10 protein-coding genes are annotated in these 23,463 nt (G+C 45.7%); 7 read left to right on the top strand and 3 right to left on the bottom strand.

Going from position 1 to position 23,463, the window contains the following annotated elements; all coding sequences use genetic code 11:
- Positions 1 to 6: 6 nt before the first annotated feature.
- The 7 genes from DF182_RS16485 to DF182_RS16455 all read left to right on the top strand — a co-directional run bounded on the left by DF182_RS16485 (position 7) and on the right by DF182_RS16455 (position 14,832).
- On the top strand, positions 7 to 5,013 hold the full coding sequence (locus DF182_RS16485) for a WGR domain-containing protein (protein ID WP_113616953.1): 5,007 nt from the start codon (positions 7 to 9) through the stop codon (positions 5,011 to 5,013).
- 115 nt (positions 5,014 to 5,128) lie between these two features.
- Positions 5,129 to 5,746: a sigma-70 family RNA polymerase sigma factor gene (locus DF182_RS16480; protein WP_147243453.1), complete on the top strand. Its 618-nt coding sequence runs from the start codon at positions 5,129 to 5,131 to the stop codon at positions 5,744 to 5,746.
- Positions 5,747 to 5,791: 45 nt separating this feature from the next.
- On the top strand, positions 5,792 to 6,757 hold the full coding sequence (locus tag DF182_RS16475; protein ID WP_113616951.1) for a FecR family protein: 966 nt from the start codon (positions 5,792 to 5,794) through the stop codon (positions 6,755 to 6,757).
- A 167-nt stretch (positions 6,758 to 6,924) separates the two neighbouring features.
- A complete protein-coding gene (locus DF182_RS16470) occupies positions 6,925 to 10,059 on the top strand; it encodes a TonB-dependent receptor domain-containing protein (protein WP_211327153.1) in 3,135 nt (1,044 codons plus the stop codon).
- Between the two features lie 10 nt (positions 10,060 to 10,069).
- On the top strand, positions 10,070 to 11,485 hold the full coding sequence (locus tag DF182_RS16465; protein ID WP_113616949.1) for a tetratricopeptide repeat protein: 1,416 nt from the start codon (positions 10,070 to 10,072) through the stop codon (positions 11,483 to 11,485).
- 13 nt (positions 11,486 to 11,498) lie between these two features.
- The gene (locus DF182_RS16460; protein WP_113619611.1) at positions 11,499 to 12,845 is read left to right on the top strand and encodes an alkaline phosphatase family protein; all 1,347 of its coding nucleotides are present in this window, start codon (positions 11,499 to 11,501) and stop codon (positions 12,843 to 12,845) included.
- A 232-nt stretch (positions 12,846 to 13,077) separates the two neighbouring features.
- Positions 13,078 to 14,832 carry a T9SS type A sorting domain-containing protein gene (locus DF182_RS16455; protein WP_113616948.1) on the top strand — a complete coding sequence of 585 codons (1,755 nt, stop codon included), beginning with the start codon at positions 13,078 to 13,080 and terminating at the stop codon, positions 14,830 to 14,832.
- A 130-nt stretch (positions 14,833 to 14,962) separates the two neighbouring features.
- Here the strand turns inward: DF182_RS16455 and DF182_RS16450 are convergent, their stop codons facing one another.
- The 3 genes from DF182_RS16450 to DF182_RS16440 all read right to left on the bottom strand — a co-directional run bounded on the left by DF182_RS16450 (position 14,963) and on the right by DF182_RS16440 (position 22,963).
- Positions 14,963 to 16,537, bottom strand: coding sequence for a SusD/RagB family nutrient-binding outer membrane lipoprotein (locus tag DF182_RS16450; RefSeq protein ID WP_161964161.1), 1,575 nt, complete (start codon positions 16,535 to 16,537; stop codon positions 14,963 to 14,965).
- A 26-nt stretch (positions 16,538 to 16,563) separates the two neighbouring features.
- On the bottom strand, positions 16,564 to 19,869 hold the full coding sequence (locus DF182_RS16445; protein WP_113616946.1) for a SusC/RagA family TonB-linked outer membrane protein: 3,306 nt from the start codon (positions 19,867 to 19,869) through the stop codon (positions 16,564 to 16,566).
- A gap of 655 nt (positions 19,870 to 20,524) precedes the next feature.
- Positions 20,525 to 22,963 carry a TonB-dependent receptor gene (locus DF182_RS16440; RefSeq protein WP_113616945.1) on the bottom strand — a complete coding sequence of 813 codons (2,439 nt, stop codon included), beginning with the start codon at positions 22,961 to 22,963 and terminating at the stop codon, positions 20,525 to 20,527.
- Positions 22,964 to 23,463 lie beyond the last annotated feature (500 nt).

Raw genomic sequence — 23,463 nt, 5'->3', positions numbered from 1 at the left:
ACCGCAATGAAAAAGAGATTTATCTACCAGGATGAAAAATCAAACAAGTTTTGGGACATCGAAATAAAGGAAACGGAACTGACCGTCACTTTTGGTAAAACAGGCACCCAGGGCCAAAGCCAGACCAAAACATTTTCCTCGGCAGAAGAATGCAATAAAGCCGCTGAAAAACTCATCACCGAAAAAACAAAAAAAGGTTATACCGAACTGGCTGAAACAACACATTCCGAAAATGAGGCCATAGCTCCGGGAACCTTTCCCCCACCGGCACAGCTGTACAACAATATCCTATCACTGGCCGCATACCTCGAAACACACTGGCCCGAAAAAGTAGAAATATACCCGGTTTCTGAAGAGCATATCGGACAAATGGAATCCACAGCCGGTTTCAGCATGCCTACAGCATTCCGTGACTTCTGGCTCAAAAAAGGATTTTTCTATTTTGACAAAGATGATATCACCTGTGCCATTTATGCTTATAACACTGAAGGGCCCAATGCCAACACCCTTTACGCAATGCTGGACCTATTCCTGAATATCTATAATCGCGAAAGTATATGGCTGGAACAGGAAAAAGACTTTTTATCCCAATGTTGCTGGTTACTTGGATTAATTGTCAAAGACGAAGAAAGATGGTACATCGTTGTCGATCCGCTTGGCCAGGTATATAATATTCATACCCCTCAGTCGCTAAGTGATGTTACCGACGAAGACTTTATACAAGCATTCGCACCGCTGTTGTCAGCCAAGGCGTCCCTGTCAGCATTTATCAAAGCAGGAGAAAACCAGGCGCCAGCGCATCCGGAAATACCGCCTGCATACCTGCAGCCTACCGCGTCATTAATGGATGTAACCACCTCCCTGCTCACTGCAGAAGGCATTTCCTCCCAAATGATCACCAACTATGAGCTAGAGAATGTAGAAGAAGAAACAGGCTTCCCGCTACCATCAACGCTGATGGCCTTCTGGCGGAAACATGGCAGCATCCTGTACAACAATCCCTCTCCTGTGCCACCCAACTTCTACCAGAACATACAACTCTTCTTCCCCTCCAGGCCTTATATGGTCAATTATAAAATGATCCGTTTCGGATTGTATGATTTTCTGGAGACACTGCTCAAACCTAAAACAGTCCGACCTTTTGAAGAAGAAAAAGAATATCTGAACCAATGTTTTCTGGTATATGGTATGATGAATGAATGCATAGAAGGTCTCAATTTTGTGGAATGTTTCTATTGCGCTGCAGATGGTTCCATGGGCAGTATCAGATTCTTAAATGCATTGCCTTTTGATATACACTGGATCCTGGCACCGGTAATGGCGCTCAAGGATAAACAGACGTATGCTATTCAGCATCTGGACGCTGTAAAAGCTGACCAGGAGAAAGCAGCGGCAATGGCAGAACAGCAGGAGGCCGCAGATGAAGAAAACGAAACAGCCACTTTCCTTCAAAAGCACCGCCTGCAGAAGCTTTCCTACCGGGAGGTTTTGGAACGGCTTGGTGTGGATAATTTATTTGATTACTGGGAGGTGGAAAATGAAGGTAATAACTATACTATAGAAGAGTATGAGAGTGAAGAAGAATATTTTGAAGATGACCGGAAGATTTATTTCTGTGATGGTGACCTGGTCATCAATGGCGACCTGGACATTCCACACACCTATTTCCACCTCCTGGTAGTAAACGGGGATATGACCATCAACGGGAGAATACCCGACCGATATGGTGAGAGTACGCCTTATTATGTAACAGGCAATACTACCGCTGATTGTCTGAGCCTGGGTTATTTTCAAAAAACGTGTGGAGAAGAAAACATCCGTTACATTGCCACCGCATGGGCTCAGGACGACGAAGCACTCAATACTTTGCCCCATCGCAAAATCAATGCTCCATACTTTTTTTCATGGTTCTATAGCCTGGACTGCTTTGACTTTGCGCCACATACGCTGATTACTGCCCTGTATGAAGAAGAGCGGTTATCAGCCTATGAAACGGATAATGCCTTCCTTCCCTGGCATGATTTTGCATACGCCTTCCAGCCGGCTTTTTATTATAGGATCGAAGAGCGGTACCACGACACGCTCAGTATTGATATCTCCGCTATGTATGAGGCACTCCGCAACAACAAGCCCATACTGGCAGAAGGTGTCACACTGGAAGGTATTCAGCTTGTCCCCCAGGGTCTTCGCCTGAAAAATGAAGAAGACCTTGCCGGTGCCTATACCTGTTTTAAAAAGGCCATAACGCTGTCTCCTGGCTATTACTGGCCGTATTACTATGCAGGTGAATGCCTTTTAAAACAGCAAGCTTATGCACAGGCAATGACCTATTACGCTAAAGGTATCGCCTACACGCCGGAAAAAATGCAATACGAATACAGCTGTATGGAAAAAGCTGCGCTGTGCGCCGTTCGTATAGGCGAATATGACAAAGCCATCGAATGGGCGGAAATGGCCATACAGAAGCATGCATCAGCCTATTTCCCCATGCGGGTAATCGGCGAGGCACTGATTCTTCAAAACCGGCTCGACGAAGCAAAAAATTATCTTGAAAAATCAATCGGCATCCATGATATCTTTAGCAACAACTGGTTGCTGGGACTGGCCTACTATCTTCAGGGTGACCAGGAACAAGCCGACGTCTACTACAAAGCAGCTGTCAGCAAAAATTCTAAAGCAAAACCTTATACACAACACACCGACCTCACCTACATATACGGCGAGCCGGTTACTGTAAACTGGGACACCAAACAGGCCAGCCCCAAAGTAAAGGACCAGGCTTATTGGGACGAGTTTCTGGCTACCGCACTTTCCCAATACGGTCCCGACCTCTATACAAGAACAGGCCAGTTCCCCGACTACTGGATCTCTGCCAAAATTGTGACCATCCCGGCACAATACAGAACACAGGACATGCTGCTGGCTTTACTGCGCCATCAGACCAACGGGGAATATGATGTAAATGGTAACATACTTGAATCTTTTGATCAGGAACTGATCACGCAGGAAATAGTGATGTTGGCCATGGACCGCGAAGCAAAATGTCATTATAAAAATATTCCCGCTCATTTGCTGACCATGCCCGTTTTTGAGGCATCTATACAGCAAATTGACCTCTCTTATGTACCAGCTGAACTGATCACTTATGAATTTTGTTTCCGCGCGGTAAGTATTAATCAGTACAACTACAATCATGTACCGGAAGCGTTCCGGGATGAGCGTATGAACATTGCACTCATTGCCGGTGGCGGCCTTCGGAACTATCCTTGTAAGGAACTGCCTTCCAGGTATCACACCACCGGATACATAAAATCCGCCATCGACCTCGGCATTCATGTGATAAAAAATATCCCGGTCAAATTGGTGGATAAGGAAGTATATGAATATGCTGCCGCCAAATACGGCCAGGACCCTGAATGGCCATTTATCACAGAACAATATGACCGGCAAAGATGGCGCTATGGCTCCTCCTCAGACGTTGAGTGGATGGGCCAGCAAGTCCGGAAATATGGCATCAGCGCTTTCCTTCATATCAATCCTGCCCGGATAAATCAGCATAGTTATCAATACTTCAAAAAACACCTCGGACACCTGCCCGAATTTGAGCAAAACGTAAAAACATACGGCTGGGACCAGCGTATCAAGGTCACTGATCCGGATATCCGGGAATTCGATTACGACACCTTTGAAAAGGTATGGGCCTGCTTCTGGGACGAAGACTTTATCATTAAAGCCATTACCGCCAATACCCAGGAATCCTGCGAACGTATCTATACCGTACCTCATCAATACCTGACACAAAAGATCTGTGATATCGCTGTACAACGGAATTCCTACGATTTTCAGTTTGTCCCCAAACAGTTCGTCACCGCACAGATGTGTGAAACCGCCTGCTCACTGGATTATGGCACTGCACTGGAATATGTACCCCTGGAGCTGCGGACGGAAAAAGTGTGTGACCTCGCCCTCAGCAGGGACACAGAGAACATTAAATTTGTCCCCATCCCGCTGCGTAGTGTACAGCGCTGTATCCGGGCAGTTCAGCGGGGAAACTGGCTGTACAAATATGTTCCTTATGAACATTATACCACCGTTTTTGAAACGCTCTGTAAAAACCAGCGGAACAGTGATGATCAGGACTTCCGGCTTCTCTACTGGGGCCTCGGACTTATCATCGATAAAAAGTACAACGATGCCCGGGAAAAATTAATGGAAGTAGAAACAGTAAAAGAGGCCTACTCCTGCTACAAACATCAGGCACTTTATTATATCGGCTGGAGTTATTTCCTGGAGGGCGATACAGCAGCCGCCAAAGAGTACTGGACCAAAGCACAGGACCTCGCTAAAACAGATATGATTGAAAAAACAGACTGGCTGACTTTCCCCTACAGCGATTTCCAACTGATACCCGTTGCCGGCGGACACCCTTTCAGCAAGGATGAATTTGATAGTCAGATGCGGGAAGTAACGCTACTGATTGGTAACAAGGATTACACACAGGCTATTGAACTTTTAGCTCAAACGGAAAAATTGCTGCAGGACAGTCAGTGCACGGAAATAGGGCTATGGGCGTATGTCTGGGACCACCAACGGTATGCACTATACGAAGCCGGTATGAAAGATGCATCCCTGACATTATGTAGAAAGATCATCACTGAGCTGGAAAAGGTCACGCTATGGGATTATCTGGAAGAATTCAACCCTGTACGTGCTGCACTGCGCAATGCACACAACAATCTGGCTTATCATTACTACGAAACAGCCACCAGCCTGGACACCGTCATGGAAGGCATCAAACATATTAAAGTAACCATGAAAACGACCGCGCCCATCGAAGAGAAGAGTGTATTAAATCCGTTTTATGAAACACAGGTACTGCTGTGGCATAAAGCTATGTCCTTCGATCCGGCCCGGCAAAAGGAATTTCAAAAGGTGGTAGATAAAATCACTAAACTAAAACTCAGAGAGAAAGGGGAATTGAGTGATGGACTGATGGAGAAACTGGGTATATAGTACTAAAAAGCAGGCAGTAAACTGCCTGCTTTTTTATTTACATCCGTTATTTAAAATACTTGTCCCGAAGACTTAATATTGAGTTCACATCTGCTCTCTATGTTTGTTCCCGGATATGGAAAAGCTAACGGACCATCGGTTGTTGTTATTGATTCAGAAGGGAAATCACGCTGCTTTCACCGCCTTTGTCAATCGTTACTGGGAAGAGATTTACACCTATACGAAATCCCGGATCAGGCAGGGTGTGGATGCCCAGGACATTGTACAGGATATCTTTATCAGCTGCTGGAATAACCGGGAGCGTCTTCACATCGGAGAAAATGGCCGTCTCACGGCCTATCTTTATCAGGCTGCCCGGTATGCTATTATTGATTATTTTTCGAGGCCAGGTATTACTGTTTACAACGATATCCTGCTGGAAGCGGTAGCAGACCGGCAAATGGAGAATAACTCCGAAGCACAGCTATATCTGAAGGAACTGGAGCTTCATATCCGACAGGAAGTAGACCAGCTGCCGGATCGTCTTAAAATGCCCTATCTGCTTAGCCGGGAAGGCAATCTGAGCCTGAAGGATATTGCCCTGAAAATGTCGCTCTCTGAGCAGACTGTAAAAAACAATATTACAACGGCCCTTCGTATCCTCCGTGCACGCCTGCACGAAAATGAGCATTACCTGGGAACGCTGATGTTGGTGCTTGCACTCCCCTCTTACAACAACTTAATAATTCCGTAACATAGATTAGCGGTACTTGTAGCTGTCCGGAGAGATTATCGCTGTATGGAACATCAACACCAGCATAACAACGGCGTTAAAGCACTGCTGAAACGTTTCCTGCAGGGGACAGCCACTCCGGAAGAAACGGAGAAAATAGCGTACTGGTACAGTACCCTGCAGGACCCCGAACAGTCGGTTTTATCACCGGAAGAAAGGACTATACTCAAACAATCCATATTACATAATATCATCAGGCAAACAATACCTGCAAAACAGGGAATTAGCCGGAAGTGGTTCCGCTATGCAGCAGCGGTACTATTAGTCGCGAGCCTTGGCGGATGGCTGTATTCCCGCTATAACTCCATGGCAGCGCCCACTGTGATATATTCCGGTATCGGTGCTACCAGGCGGATAGTCCTGCCAGACAGCAGCATCGTCACAATGAACGCTGGCAGTACCCTGCGGATTGCAGCCAGCTTTGGCAACAGGGAAAGGAACATCGAACTTGAAGGAGAGGCATTCTTTGATATAAAGCCCAATCCCACATGTCCTTTCAGGGTACATCATGGCCAGCTGACCACCACCGTTCTGGGTACCTCCTTTAATATCCGTGCCTATCCGGGAGAAGAAAATGCAAAAGTAGCAGTTGCCAGTGGTAAGGTACAGGTGGATATACAAGGAAAAGAGGAACAGCATTTTCTGCTGGGAAGCCATGAAACACTGCAGTACAGTACCCTCCAGGGCAATGCCAGGAAAGGCAGGGAAGATACCGGCCGCATAGGACAATGGCAGCAGAAAGTCCTCGACTTTAACGGCTATACGCTGACCGCAATGGTAGCCGACCTGCAACGGCAATACCCTGTCGGCATACAATTACATACCACCCCTGCGGATACAGCCCATTACAATATCAGCTTTCAGCAGGAAAATATACAGGATATCCTCGCCGTATTGTCCGGTCTTACCGGCATCACCTATAAAAATGAAAATGGACAAATCATTATTTACAGTAAAACTTATGCACCGTAAACAGTAATCAGAAAAAAGAAACCGGAAGTGCTACCAACACCTCCGGTTAGATCCCGTGCCCCGGAAAGGCACAGTATTTTTTAACGACTAACATTAAAAACACTACAAAAATGAGAAATTTTTATGCCGGTTGCATCAGACCGGTCAAAACTCTTTTTTCCTTAAAAATGAGACTAACACTCTTTTTCGCAGTCCTTTCCACTTCTATCGCCTCCGCTACTCATATAGAAGGACAGTCGATGGAAAAAATCAGGGTGGACATCAATGCCAGGGAATTACCGATGAAAAAAGTTTTGCAGATGATAGAACAACAATCATCGCTTACTATCGGATATGATCTCAGTACGATCCCTGCTGAAAGCAAGGTCAGCTACACCGCTTCCGGCAAAACAGTAGCCGTCGTGTTAAGGGAACTGTTAAGCTCTTTCCCGGTTAATGTAGTGCAGGTAAATGACAAATATCTGTTGCTCCAGTCCTACGGTCAGCAGCAATCAGTGAAGATCAGTGGCCGGGTGACCGACAACAAAACCAAAGAAGTATTACCAGGTGTCAGCATCAGCATCAAGGGCAGTTCTTCCGGTACCTTAACGGATGTGGACGGCCGCTTCTCGCTGGGATTTCCGGCGAACAAAGACGAAGTTACACTGGTAGTATATTTTCTGGGTTTTAAGAAGAAAGAAATCCAGCTGAGAAAAGAAAACTGTAGTGGTTTACAGATTGCACTGGAAGAAGACAGGCTGGGCCTCGACGAAGTGGTGGTAACAGGCCAGGGTGTTGACATTGCGCGTCGTCGTTTATCCTCCAACATTGTGAGCATTGGCGCCCGTGATATCGAAAATGTACCGGCAGGCCGGCTAGACCAGTTACTGCAGTCCCGCCTCCCCAATGCACAAATCAAAATGACCGGCGGTCAGGCAGGCGCCACTTCGCTGATCCGCACCAGAGGTATCAACTCCGCATTTATCAATTCCACGCCTATCATCTATGTGGACGGTGTAAGGATGGACAACCTCAACACCGTTTCGGCAATGGGTGGCGGAAGTGCCCAGGGTGCGGCCATCAGCGCCATTGCAGACATTCCCATGGATAATATTGAAAAGATCGAATACATCAATGGAGGCGCTGCTACCACACTCTATGGCTCAGATGCTGCCAACGGTGTGATCCAGATCTTCACTAAAAAAGGCGGCGCAGGCACCACAGCCATCAACGCTGAAACACAGATGGGCGTGGAAACTCCAACAGCCGACTTCCTGCACTTCAAGCGTACTAAAGAACTGCTGATGCAGAATGGTTTCTACCAGAAACATCATATCGGCATCAACGGCGGTACCGACAACTTTGGCTACAGCTTCTCTGGTAACTATCTCAATTCCCAGGGAACAGAAATATTTAACCAGAACCGTAACCGCAAAATCGACTTCAGTACCGGTTTCCGGGCTGGGCTGGGTGAAAAGGTGACGTATGAATCCTCCTTCACCTATGTCAACAATAAATACAAACGTAACCGTAATGGTAACCAGGGCGGCTATACGGGATTATGGTTTACGGAAAGCGGCGCTTCTGCCATCACAGGACCTAAGTTCAACCCTGATATCGATAATCTCTCTGATGCTGATTTTGAGAAGATGAAAGCGTATGTACGCGAAGCAGAACGTTTACAGGATAATGATATCACGGTAAACCGTTTTCAGACCTCTCAGTCATTTAAATACCGGCCACTGAAAAACCTGGTATTTAAGGCTACCGGCGGTATCGATTACCGTGTGCAAAAAAACCAGGTGACCACCACCAACCAGTATCTTTCCTTTACCACCGGCAATCCGGTAAAAGACCAGGGCAGCATCACCAACAATGATCGCAAATACCTGGGCCTCACCCTGGAACTGAATGGCCAGCATGAATTTAAAACAGGACAGTTCTCATTCGTTACCACTGCCGGTACACAATTCTTCCGGAATGAAGACCAGCAGATCGCCTACAACGGCAGCAATATCCGCGACGGAGCAAAAAATATCAAAGATGCTACCTCCAAAACAAGTGATGAATTTTATCTGGAAGCAGTGAACTATGGCGTCTATCTGCAGGAAAACATCGGATTTAAAAACAAACTGTTTCTCGACCTGGGCATCCGTGGTGATGGTAACCCTGTCTTCGGCAGCAACATTGGCATACAGTACTATCCTAAAATCGGGTTCTCCTATATTCCCAGTGCTGAGCCCTGGTTTGCCGGCATCGCAGAGATCATCACATCCGCAAAACTGCGTGGAGGCTTTGGTATCGCCGGCAACCTGCCTACTCCCTTTGCCAACGAAAAGACGATTGCCTTCCAGGGTTACAACAACGATCAGGCGGCATTTTTTGGCCAGCCTGGCAATGACTACCTGAAACCGGAAAAAACACATACGCTGGAAGCCGGTGTAGACCTGGGTTTCATAAAAGACCGCCTGCTGGTGTCTGCCGGTTATTTTAACGCCATGACCCAAGATGCGATCTTCTTTGTACCTCCCACTCCTTCCTCCGGACAATCCGTATTTCAGTTATACAATGTGGGTAAGATACTGAACCGCGGATGGGAACTCAGCATTACCGCCATTCCGGTAGATACAAAAGATCTCACCTTAAGGCTGAATGCTTCCCTTAACACCCTGTATAATAATGTGGAAAAAGCCGGCGGCGCACCTTTTAACCTCAACGGTTTCAGCGCCCGTACCATTCAAACAATCGTACAGGAAGGTTCTCCTATCGGCTTCCTGCGCGGCAACTATGGTGTATTTGGTGCTGATGGTGTATTACAGTCCACCACCGCCCAACAGAACCTGGGCACTACTATTCCCAATCTGTTTGGTAGCCTGGGGCTGAACCTGCGCTATAAACAATTCGACTTCTTCATGAATGGCGACTATCAGAAAGGCGCCTACGCCAACTCCTTCGACCGTCAGTTCCGCTTCTATTACGGCGCCAACAATGAAGGTGTTCCACAGGCTGAGATAGACAAAAACAAACGTAACAACTGGCTGAACTTCACCAATATGTTCACCGAAAAAACAGATTACATCAAGATCAGGCTGATCGGATGCAGTTACAACTGGAAACCGGCCCTGTTCAATAAAGTAATCAAATCGGCTACTGTAAGTTTCTCTGCTATCAATCCACTGAATTTCTCTGCCTCTTCCTTTGATCCGGAATCTACTATCAGTGGCAGTGCACAAGGCCAGGGTGGCGCTACTACAGGAGGTATCTCTTACGCTACCTATTCAGCTCCCCGTCAGTTTCTGGGCACTTTACGCTTAAACTTCTAAACAAAAAAACATGAAAAGATATATAACCGCAGCCCTGTTATCAGGTATCCTCGCACTGGACAGCTGCTCTGTATTAAATCCGAATGTTACAGAACCTGTTTTTCTGAACACCCCCAATGCAGCCAGCAGCTGGGTAGTGGGCCTGCGCCGGCAGCTGGCGCTCACCATGAACCAGGTTATCGTTTCTTCAGAGCTGGTATCAGACAACTACTATAACAATCGTACACTCAGCAGTAAGGTATTTGATATCCCACAGATCGATTATTATGATCTCGATGTAAATAACCTGCAGGTACAGGTACAACGCCTGCGGGAGATGTCTGAATACGGATTGAACAAGGTACTGCCAGCCGATCCGACCAGCACGGCCGCCGATTCCGCAGAAGTATACTTCAGCAGCGCCTTCGCCCATATCCTCAGCGGAGAGCTGTTTGTAGGCCTTCCTGGCAGCAACATCGGGCCGGTAGTAGCTCCGGCCGAACATCTGCAGATAGCTATCAGCCAATTGGATAAAGCCATCTCCCTCAGTAAAAATGCCACCGAAACAGGCGCCTATACCCTGCTCAAAGCCAGGGCCTATTATGCGCTGGGAGATGCTGCCAATGCGGCTAAATTCGCCACCGCAGCCATGAGCAACAACACACTGCTCCGCCAGGTGAAATATGATGGTGTGAATAACGTGCCCAATGATATGCAGACCTATCTCTTCTCCTCCACCAATAATGAGTTTGCTCCTTTGCCCCGCCTGGACTTCCTGGATCCCAAGTATTTCCATACCGGCCTGGCTGCAACTGATCAGAAACCCGTTACCATCGCCAAAGCAGAAGAAGCATGGCTGATACTGGCAGAAACACAGATAGCTGCCGGTAACCTCGCAGGAAGCCGTAATACGCTGCAACAGCTGCTCACCATCGTTGCCAACAGGCCCGTAGTGATGGTAGATGATAAAAAAGAAACCAGAAACGGTGGTAACCGCACCGACTACCCGCTGACAGCCGTAAAGGTAAAATTTGATGAGAATGACACCCTGCGCAGCAACTATATACTGAACCGCCAGGCAGGTAACGTCAAGGTATATACGGTTTCCGGCACCATGGTTACCGATAATGACCTGAATGCAGCCGCCACCGAAGATCAGCTGTTATACGTACTGTATCGCCTGCGCCAGGAGATCTTCATGGCAGAAGGCAGACGCATGACCGACCTGGGTATTAAATTCCCGGTATCACAAACAGAACAGCTGAACAACCCTAATGTAAAACCTGAGCACCTGAAAGCTCAGATCCCTGCCTTCATCCCGCTCAACAGGGGCATGGACGACTTTACCTATGATAAAACCAATGGCGTGGTAACCATGAAGTATGACATGAATGCCATTCTGGTGAAGAACAAACGTGCAAAAGAAATTTTCCCTTTCATCAACTAAAATGGTCATCAGCATGAAAAAACTCATATTATTCGTAGGTACGTTACTGTTATCCACAACATACTCCATCGCCCAACAGGCGAAATATGTGATACTGATCAGCATCGACGGCTTCCGGCCGGACTTCTACCTGGACCGCTCCTGGCCTGCTCCCAATATGCAACACCTGAAAGAAAAAGGCGTACATGCTACTGGTGTGAAAGGTATTTTTCCTACCATCACCTATCCATCACATACAACGCTCATCACAGGTGTAACACCCGCCAAACACGGCATCTGCTATAACACACCTTTCGAACCTGAAGGTGCCAGCGGCCGCTGGTATTCCGAAACCAAACATATCAAAGCAGAAACCTTATGGGATGCAGTAGGAAAGGCAGGCCTGGTATCTGCCTCGGTTTCCTGGCCGGTATCTGTAGGTGCACCGGTGAACTATAATATCCCGGAGACCTTCTCACTGAGCAATCCAGCTGACCGCAGAGCGCCTACCAGCGAACAGTCCACTCCTAAAGGACTGTTTGAGGAAGTACAACGCTACGCCACCGGTGAACTGCAATCCACCGACCTTAACCTCCGTTATCTCGGGATGAATGAAACGCTGAGCCGTATGGCTGCGTATCTGATACGTCGCTACAAGCCTAACCTGCTCACCGTACACCTGCCCTGCACCGATGAGGTACAACACCGCGAAGGCCGGGAAGGTAATGCTGTCGCCACTGCCGTAGCATCAGCAGACCACGGCATCGGCACTATCCTCGAAGCCATCGAAAAAGCCGGTATCAGCGACAGCACCGCCGTTATCATCACCGGCGATCACGGCTTCGTTGATATCCATACCTCTCTCGCACCCAACGTATGGCTGGCACAAAAAGGACTGGCAGGCAGCAAGGAAAACCCAGGCAGCTGGAAAGCCCTGTTCCATAGCGGTGGAGGATCCACTTTCCTGAAACTGAAAGATAAAAACGATCAGAAAACACTGCAGCAAGTGAAAACCATACTGAATGAACTGCCAGACGGTATCCGCAAACAGTTCCGTATCATTGAGCAACCAGCCCTGGCCCAAACCGGTGCCGATCCCGATGCCATGCTCGCACTCACTGCTGTACAAGGTATCGCCTTCTCCGCCGCCAAAGATGGAGAAGCAGTTAAAAAAGCTAACGGTGGCGCACATGGCTATTTCCCCGATTTCAGGGAAATACAGACTGGCTTTGTAGCCTATGGTGCAGGCTTAGCTGAAAATGTAACAGTGCCCGTGATAGAACTAACAGACGTAGCGCCGCTGATAGCGAAGCTATTAGGCATATCACTCAAACAAGCAGATGGGATAGTGTATCCCGGAATGCTGAAGAAAAATAACTAATTTTTTTCGGAGATGTAGAAGCGAAGCTTATCCGGCTTCGCTTCTATCTTATGTTCTTATTCCACATCCAATCTTTCCAACTAACCATACTGGATAACAAAAATCTTTTCCTGTTTAAACAACAGGCATGCCTACATCCCCTATCCTGACTGACGCTCCTACTAATCGTCACTACCATCCCCAAAACATAAAAGATTCTTAGTATTTTATATTTAAACAAATTAATCCCTCTATGAAAAAATTTATAACCCTATTTCTGTTAATCGCATTTATTTCCCTTCAATCCAGGTCACAAACAATTGACTACCAAACCTGGTCAAGCACAGATTGTAATGTCTTTGCGAGTTCTAAGTCGGTGGGAGGGTATTCTCATCTGACAAATATTGGTCAACCTCGATATGTTGGAGGCATTGATAAAGCAATAGCACTGGAATGCTATACCCAATCCGGCCAAACCAAAGGAACTCAATATCAGGTTGACTATCCGTTTAAACGCGGGTTCCGGTACACCTTTACGGTAAAAGCCAGTAATGTCGCAGGGGCCAATTCTGTTCCCGGCTACCTGCGTCTGCAACTGAACAATATTGGTAGCGGGAATAACACCAGTTGCAATGGTTCTCAGCTGATTGATGCTCCCATGATCAACAATACGTCCAAATCCCTTATAGTAGGTAGTGATTTCTGGAGTGACTATGTATTTGATTTACCGGAACAGGATAATTCATTCCCGTATTTCCAGGTAGCAGCAATACCAACACCCAACTCCGGTTACCAGACCATTTTGGTACGGAGCATCACTATAACTGAGGTCGCGGTAAATCCTGATCTTGTACTCTCTCCCACCAGCGTTACTACCATATGTGGTGCCAGCAGCACCCATACATTTACACTGAGCAATCCCTACAACGTTACCGGTATCACCTCCTATCAGTGGAATCTTGGCAGTGCCAGCAACGGATGGTTATATAACGGCGCTCCCGCTCCCCAGCTGATATCCACTACCACCAATTCTATCACGCTCACGGCTGATGGCTGTAGAACAGCTACCCTCTCCGACGTGGAAGTAAGACCTATGAAAGGCAGCACCCCTTACCCCCGGCCTTTCAAGGCTACAGCCACCACCAAACAACCTACTAATCTTTCTATTGCCGGACCAGACAATATATGCCTCGGCTCCGGCTCTTACTATATCGCTAATTTGCCCTGCAATGCAGTAGTCACCTGGAGCATTCCTTACGGTTCCCCTGCCACGCTGGGTTGTACATCTTGTCCGCAAACAACATTGCAGTCTCTGACCTATGGCACATTTACTCTCCAGGCATCTGTACAACTGCCCTGCAATCCCACTCCGATCATCCTCCAGCCGAAAACAGTGGTTTCTGGGCTTCCTACCCCGTTCGAAAACATCGAGTACAACCCCAACGACGGTGTATGGACAGAACCTTTCATGCAGCTGCTAGGCAGCTCTCTCCGGATAAAATTGCCGAAGCTGGGTGATTTCAGTAGTTATTCGTGGGTAATACGCGGAAATTCTGACCCAAGTTTCTCATTCGATGATGAATCAGGTTATTTCTTCAGGGCAACATTCAACTCCCCCCAGACAACTAATCCGACAGGAACAGTACTCTTCACCACTACGCATCCAGTATGCGGAACCTATACGCTGAAACTCACTTTCTACAAAACCCCGGGAGCAAGCAAAATGCTGCAAGTAGAAGCATCACCGGTTCCCGCGGCCAATACACTGAGTGTATCGCTTATCGAACAACAACCAGCACAGGCCATCACACTGCGTAAAAACACTACAACAAACATGTCCCGCATACAGGTGCTGGATAAAATGGGTAACCTGAAAATAGACCGGCAGCTGCCCACTCAAACGGGTAACGCTTCATTAGACGTCTCAGGGCTGTCAAATGACATCTATATCCTGAAAGTCTTCGACGGAAAGAAATGGTGGTCCAGACACATCAGTGTTCAACGTTAGCAATAGATACAGATCCCCGGCCATGATAGCCGGGGATTTTCTTTTCAGACCTGGCTAATATTAAAAACAATAAAGCCGCCTCAGGGCGGCTTTATTGTTGTCTTCATTTTCTCTCAATCAATGACAGGCTTTACCTTACCTGCCAAAAGATTTTATTATACGCTCCATCTTGTGCAGCCACGGCTTTAAAGTTGTCTGCATTCAAGGTGCGTTCTTTATCAGGATAGAGTAATCTCAGCGGAGGCGTAGGCATAGTAGTGGTACCCACATCTTTCGGGAAAAACAGTCTGGGATAACCGCTCCTTCTCATCTCTGCCCAGGCCTGGGGAGATAACATCACACCATAATCCACCCATTTCTGTAATCCTATTTTATTCAGGTTATCATCTTTTCCTACTGTACCATAAGCTACCTGCGGACTAGTCAGCAATGCACTGATTTCTGCTGCTGTAGCGGCCTGGGCAGGAGTTCCCCAGGCGCTCAGTCCATTGATATTGAAATAATAGGAGATAGACTGTTTGATACCGTTTTCGTAAGCAGCCTTAGCATCGCCACCACCCCATCTTTCATAGGCTTCTGCTTTGGAAAAACTTACTTCTGCAGCAGTTAATATAATACCCGGGAAGTTTACGTTGTTGATGAATGTTACAGAATCTATACGGGAAATAAAACCAGAAGAAATGGAATCTGACTGACGACCACCATCCCAGGACAATGGCACACCAAAGTAACCACCACTCTTGTTTTTAGCGAAGAATACCCTTAAACGCGGATCACCGGAAGGTTTCATCAGCGAATCCAGCATATAACCAGGTGCCAGATTACCACCCAATCCGTCACGCATATCTGTAGACAAAAGGTCCGGACCTTTTGCAGCTATCTGTACGTTTTCAGAAACAGTTTCTATCAGCGGATATTTTGTTGGATTGCTCAGCAATGTTTGCACAATACCTTGCGCTTTGGCCTCGTCCTGGTAGGAAATACGCATCGCCAGACGTAACAGCAGTGAGTTACAGTATTTACGCCACGCTACCAGATTACCTTTCAATATAAAGTCCTGTTTGATTAATTTATTCTGATAAAACTGGTCTGGTTGTACAGTAGCGAGGTAATCACTGATCCGTTTCAGATCAGTTAATGCTAAATCATATACATCTTTACCTTTATCGTATTTCGCCAGTATCAACTCTCCACCGGTAGCATTCAGTTTACCAGCGTCGGTAAAAGGAATATCTCCCCATAAATCCACCATCTGCGTAGCCTGGTCATAAACAAAAATACGCGCGGTTTCCATGAACAGTAAATAACCTTGTTTTTCTGCATCTGTTTTAAGCGCATTATACAAGCGTTCCATCTCGCGGAAACTCGCTATAGGACCAGAGAAGTTTGAGCCCGGCGCAGTATAGAAATCATTCCAGCGGTCCTGGGTATAGTTCACTGTTTGCTCATACATGCGGTTGGTATTTGCGAAACCCAGTGATTGTGCATACTTGCTCGTTTGAGGAGCAATAAACGTATACAGGTTCCAGTAGTTAGGAATAACACGTCTGTTTTTGAACAAACCACTGTATAGCCCGTCAATATTAGCTAAAGTTGTTTTTTCCGGATCATAATACCGATCATCAAACTGCGATTTCTTACACCCTGAGAAAATGCCCGCAGACACCGCGGCCATCATTGCTATTATCAGAATATTCCTTTTCATTTTTCTCATTTTAAAAAACAGATCAATTAAAAGCTCAATCTAAGATTCACCCCCATGGTACGGGAAGCTGCTGTGGTACCGGATTCTATACCCTGGCTAACAAAGCTGCTACCAATACCCACCTCAGGGTCCAGGTTAGGCAATGTTTTATACAGATAAAACAGGTTTCTGCCAAACACGCCTACTGTGAGGTTTTGTGCCTTTACTTTGTTTCTTAATTTCACTGGCATTGTATAATTCAATGACAGTTCGCGGAATTTGATGAAGTTGTTATCAAATACGGCGCCTTCATAAGTGCTGGAAGAACCGGAACCAGGCCATGAACCCCAGCTGTAGGTGTTCAGATAATAGCTGGCCGCATCAATGATGGTTTCGTTTTTCTTACCATCTGCTGTTAAACCATTCAGTACAACACCATCATGATATACTTTTGCACCGGCTGGTGCACCGCTTCCGGCTGCTACATTTTTACCGCTACCATCTACATAGTAGGCTACACCGCCATGTTCTGCATCACGACCAGCCAAAGTGCTCTTATACATACCAGCACCGGTACCATAGTAATTGGAAGTAGAAATCATCTGGCCGCCCCAACGGAAATCTATCAGAAAGTCGAGGTTCCAGTTTTTATAACGCAGTGTATTGGCAAGGCCGCCTGTTAAGTCTGCCTGGATATTACCCAGTTTTACCTGATGATCAAAATCGATGATATAGTAACCTTTGGAATCGATCATGTAGTTGCCCTGTGCATCCTGCTTACGTTTGTAGCCCATGATATCACCCGCAGCCTCGCCTACTCTTGCAGTTACCAACAGTGAACCATTATCCACATTGGAAAGTACCAGCTTGTCCATACCAGGCATCAGGCTTTTCAGCTTGTTTCTGTTATAGCCCAGTGTAGCACGCATGTTCCAGTCAAAATTACGGGTGGTTACTGGCGTACCGTTTAACGCTACTTCCAAACCATAGTTGTTGAGATCTCCTACGTTTTTCCAGATAGAGTTAGCACCGGTGCTGGAAGGGATAGTCAGGTTAATGATCTGTCCTTTAATAGTACCATTGTAGTAGGATACATCAAAGCCCAGTCTGTTGTTCAGCAATTTGGTTTCCCAGCCTACTTCCACTTCATGTTTACGTTCCGGCTTCAGGTTATTATTACCATAAGCGCTTTGAGGAAGCAGTGCAGGCACACCATTCATAGTATAGCCGCTGTATACTACGTTGGAAGAATATAAACCGGCAGCAGTAGCTACTTCACCGTAAGACAAACGCAGTTTGCTGTAGTCCACAAAAGATGGGAGTTGCAGTGCTTTAGTCAGTTCAAGTGAAGCACTTACACTGGGATAGAAATAGGCATTGTTGCCAGGAGCCAGTGTAGAAGCTCTTTCATAACGACCGGTACCCTCGAGGAACAGGAAGTTTTTATAATCAAAGCTTACAGTACCAAATAAACCATCCTGTTGATAGTACTGACGGTAGGTAGAGCTGGCAGAGATCGGATTTTTTGAAGCATTCAGACTAAACCAGTTTTCCTGGGTAAGACCACCATTGGTACCAATACCCACAAAACGATTTTCTTCCCGGCGTGCCTGATAACCTGCACTGGCACTGAATCCTATGTTTTTAGAGAGTTGTTTATTGTAAGACAATAATACGTCGCCGTATACAATGTTATACACGTTGTTGTTGGTACTATATGCACCACTTTCACCAAATGACAGCGGAAACTCAGCTTTGTTCATGGTTTCCGCACTATAGCCGGTAAAGTCATTACCTATTCTTCCGCGCAACTTCAGGTCTTTCGCTATTTCATAGCTCAGGGTAATGCTTGACAGCAGACGATTGGATCTTTCATCGTAGCTGTTTTCCAGTTGTTTCCAGAGAAAATCCATGTAGTCATAAGCTCTGATACTGTATTTAATCGCCTCTGCAGGGTCTTTGGAAGTATCATCAAACTTCACATACTTGTATCCTTTGCTGGTTTTATATTTGTTCATGTACACATCCATATAGTCAGCCGGACTGAAGAAGCCGCCATAGTTGGAGGTTACACGGTTTATCTGCTCAGGGCGGTTATGTACTTTCTCATTCACATAAGTGAGTACGATGTCTGTAGTCAGCTTAGGAGTGATTTTGTAAGTAGTATTAAAGTTGAAAGTATTTTTTTGTTGTTTACCACCAATCTGTACACCCTGATAATCGTTACGGGTATAGGAGAAGCGGTAAGTCAGTTTATCGCTGGCATTGGATATCGCTACGTTGGCAATAGAGCTGTAGCCATTACGATAAAACTGTTTCCAGTTATTTTTATGGCTTACATACTTACGGAATTGTCCATCCCACCAGTAAACATCCTGCCCTTCCATTTTAGGACCAAACTGGGCATAGGCGCGGAAGATAGGGCGTATGGCATCCTTACCATCAATAGTTCCCATATGAATCCAGCCATCATCATCAGCACCAAAAGAAGATTTATTGGTAGCTCTGTCGTAGCCCGGACCGTAGGTAGTTTGCAGATCAGGTGTTACACCCACTTGTTCTACGCCATAAGAATAGTTTACATCTACACCAAGACCTCTTCCTTTAGTACCTCTTTTGGTGGTGATCATCACTACGCCGTTACTTCCACTGGAACCGTACAACGCAGTAGCAGCAGCACCTTTGAGGATATTGATATCGGCAATATTATCCGGATTGATATCCAGCAGACTGTTACCACGGATACGGGTATCACTCCAGTAACCACTGTTGTTCACAATATCATTACGGATAGGCACACCGTCTACTACAATCAATGGCTGATTGTCACCATTGATAGAGTTCAGACCGCGGATCTTAATATTCACCGCACTGGTACCGCCACCGGGAGCAGATTGAATTTTTACGCCGGCAGCTCTTCCATATAAAGCAGAGGCGAAGTTGGTAGGAGAAGACTTAACAATATCCTCACCGGATACTGTGGAAATAGCATAACCTACTTTACGCCGGTCTTTTTTAATACCCATGGCGGTTACTACTACCTCACTCAGGCCTTTTGTATCATCATCCAGACGGGCATTCAGTACGGCGTGACTACCTGCCGGCAGTTCCTGTTTCAAATAACCAACAGAACTAATAATCACTGTGGCATTAGACGATACATTCAGTTTGTAGTTCCCGTCGGCATCAGAGGTAGTGCCATTGGTAGTACCCTTTTCCTGTATACTTGCACCAATAATCGGATTTCCTTTTGCATCCTGTATTTTACCGGTAATTGCCTTCTTTTCCTGCGCCAGCATTACCTGACAACAAAGCAGAAGAAGAGACACGCATAAGAACAGCGATCTTTTCATTTTTTTCTTTTTTTGATGAATGCGAATAAAAGAGACGTAGAATTTTGATTATTAAGAGCCTTTAGCCCTTATTTGGTTGATATTATCTTTTTGGCATAGCAGTGGCTCATAATGCGCTATGGCATAGCACAAAATCCAATTGCAGTTGGCTGAATTTTCTAAAATGGAATACAGTTACTGTTGGCTGTTACGTAAAAACTCTGGTTGAATGTTTAAAATAAAAAAATGACAATCTGATTCTTACTCCTCTGACTGATTCTTGGTTGAACTGATAATCTGGAAATAAATAAGTTGTAGGTCTAATATTTACACATGACGAATACGGTAAAAATGTACAAGTCCTAGTAAAACGTTTTAGCTTTTTCTGAAAAAAAATAAATGCTCTTCCCCCGATTCAGTATTCTTATCTAGTAATCCAAACCTATATAAAGTTTTCTAGCTACGCAAGCTTTTAATAGTTTTTTTACGAAAAAGTCAAAATATGATCATTTTCAATCAAAATAGAACCATTAATCTATTTAAATTATCAAGACAAACATGAAAACTTTATAGCGATTTGATCATTTCTGTGGAGGGAAAAGCAGGATTGCGTTCATTACCTGGATGATAAAAATAAAAAAGGCCGTCTTTATCAGACGGCCGTTCCAAAGAAAACCTAATTGCCCAATCCATTGCTCTTCACGCGTTTATGTTCTTCTTCCGTCCCGCTTTCGATTTGTTTTGCCGCTTTTACCTGACTGTTTCCAAAGCGATAGGTAAAGGACACTTTCAATTGCCTGGTTTCCTGTTTACCGGCTGCCCAGATTTTCTGTCCGGCAAAATCCGAGCTGGCGCTCCATTTCAGGGTATTGAACAAGTCGCTCACAGCTACTTTGATAGAAGCATTACCCTGCAATAGTTGTTTTTGCAGGCCGGCATCAGCACTCCAGATAGCCGCCGCCTTCATGCTACCCTGCCAGATAGAAGGAGTATTGTAAAAGGCACTCAATTCTCCGGTCCACCCTTTCCCAAAACGGATACTGTTTTGCAGGAATATATTCGCTCCATATACATCCAGGTTCAGCTCCCGGCCGGCGCCATAGGAAGCGTTGTATTTTGAATAATATCCATTCACATTGGCGAAAAGGCTATAGCTCTTATATTGAAAGGGAAAGCTCAAAGAGATACTGGTGATATCCTGTGCAGCCAGATTACGATTGGAGAGATATCCCTTCGTACCATCGGCGGTATCCACCACCTGTCCAAATACATCTTTCACATGGCTGTAGCTAAGCGTTGTGTTTAACTGAAACTTGTACGTATAGGTGAGGCTGATAGTATTACTATATTGTGGGCGAACTTGTGTACTCCCTTTGTGAAAAGTATATTCATTCAACCGATATTCAAAAGGGTTCAGGTCTTTGTAAACCGGACGGTCAATCCGGCGACTGTATGCCAGTACAAACTGGTTGTTGGTTTTAGGTGCAAGCGTGAATGAAAGGTTCGGGAAAAAATCGAGATAGCTTTTATGGAATGACTGATCTGTCGTCTGATCATCTTCCGCTTTTTTCCCTCCTGTCAATTCACCTTTTACTGTTGAGTGCTCAGCCCGTACGCCTCCCTGTACCGAAAAGCCTTTGAACTCACGGGAATACCGGGCATACAATGCATTCACATTTTCGGTATAGCTGAAAAAATTACTGGCAGCATTATCCAGCACTGTTCTACCACCGGCTTCATTATACTGATTAAAAGTGTTATCGGTTTTAACATAACCAAACTTGCCGCCAATACCTAAACGTCCTTTAGCTAGTCCGTGTTCATAATCAGCTTTTATTGAATAAATGTCAATATGAGTGGGACTTTCAATAAAGTAGTTTTTACTGCCTGTTATTGTTTTGCCATCGGGTTGCAGGAAGGTGTTGGGTTGCCACTGGTCAGAACTCAGTGAATAATTACCATAGTCACCATTTATTGTCAGGAGCTGGCCGGTACTATCTTTATAGGTGTAATTCAGGTTTACGTTTACGTTATTATTTTTCATGCTGTTGTTGTTGGTAGCATCCAGTATGCGAGCCCTGCTGCCTGTTGGGTAATACATAATGGGTGTATAATTGTGGTTTTCCAGTGTGGGTGTAGCAAAGCTCCCATTCACCGTTAATCCGACTGAATTTTTGGTATCAAGCGTGTAATCAAGACCAGCTTTGACATTATGGCTTCGGTTCTTAAAGAGCATCTCACTCTTTTGATCAAAGGCGGTATCCTTTACAATACGATAAAGGTTGAAATCCATGCCTGTATTGCCGAAAGCACCGGTATACGAACCAAAGGCATTAAGTCTTTTGTTACGGTAGTTGAGCGAAAAACCATCATCTATCCTTTTATTACGACTGATGCTGACACCTGCTGAGATACTACCGTTTAAGCCCTGCGATTTATTCTTCTTCAGCCTGATATTGATGATACCTGCTGTACCGGCGGCATCATACTGTACTGAGGGATTGCTGATGATTTCAATAGCTTCAATCTGAGACGAAGAAAGGGATTGGAGATAATTGCTCAAGTCCTGTTCATTAAGTGGCGATGGCCTGCCGTCAATGTATACCTGTACACCATTCTTGCCATTGAGCGTCAGGTGATCATCTTTATCTACCACAACTCCCGGCGATTTGCGCAGCAAATCCAACGCATTGCCTCCTATTGAATTGATGGTACTTTCGACATTCAATACGGTTTTGTCCGGCCTGACTTCTACCATAGGTTTGCGCGCCGTTACGCCGATGCCCTTTAGATTACTGCTGACTTTATGCAGATGGAAAGTGGGAAGGGTTATTGTCTTTCCCGAAAAATAGAACGGTAACGAATAAACGACATCAAAACCCACATAGCTGATAGTTATAAGCAGTGTATCCTGCGGCGCTTCTGAAAAAGCATAACTACCTTGCTCTGAGAGACTGAGCTTAATTAGTGAACTATCCTTTGCCCTGAGCAGGGAAACCGTGGCGCCACTGAGAGTCGCTCCCTTTTCATCGCTTACTGTGCCTTGAATACGCTGGGCCTGTAATGCAGATGCAAGAAGAGAGAATATCGAAAGAAGAAGTAAAATTTTTTTCATAATTTCTTTGTTGTGAGTATATTTTTCAGACAAAAGGAAGGCTATACGACGCTCACGCCTCGTTTAACCAAATAATTTTATGTGTGGGGAGTTAGTAGTTTAGTACGAATGGGCTCGAACAAATATTTACGGCCTCAATTACAACAACAGGTCATAGTTTTCCTTTTCCGGTATGACCTGTTGCTGTTTCGGTTTTTAGTTTGGCAGGTAACAGGAAGAGCGGGAATAACGCTCTTCCCGGATGTTGCTTAGGCTCCGCAGCTGCAGCCACAAGTACAGGTACTGCCCGGACAGTTATCGCCGCAAGTGCAGGTATTGTTATTCATAGTAGTGGTGGCGCAAGTGCATTTTTTTGTTTCCATGTTTTTTGTGTTTTTGATTATTGAATGATTTGATAACACAAAGCTACAATGGCAGAAAGGGTTCATTGTTACATCATGAAGTGGTAGATGTACATAATTCCGGGTTTTAGAAAAGTACTGCCGTAAGGCAATTCCCCG

This window comes from Chitinophaga flava (genome assembly GCF_003308995.1).
Classification (GTDB): Bacteria; Bacteroidota; Bacteroidia; order Chitinophagales; family Chitinophagaceae; genus Chitinophaga; species Chitinophaga flava.
The sequence above is the reverse complement of the archived record's forward strand: the minus strand, read 5'-3'. Positions and strand labels throughout refer to the sequence as shown.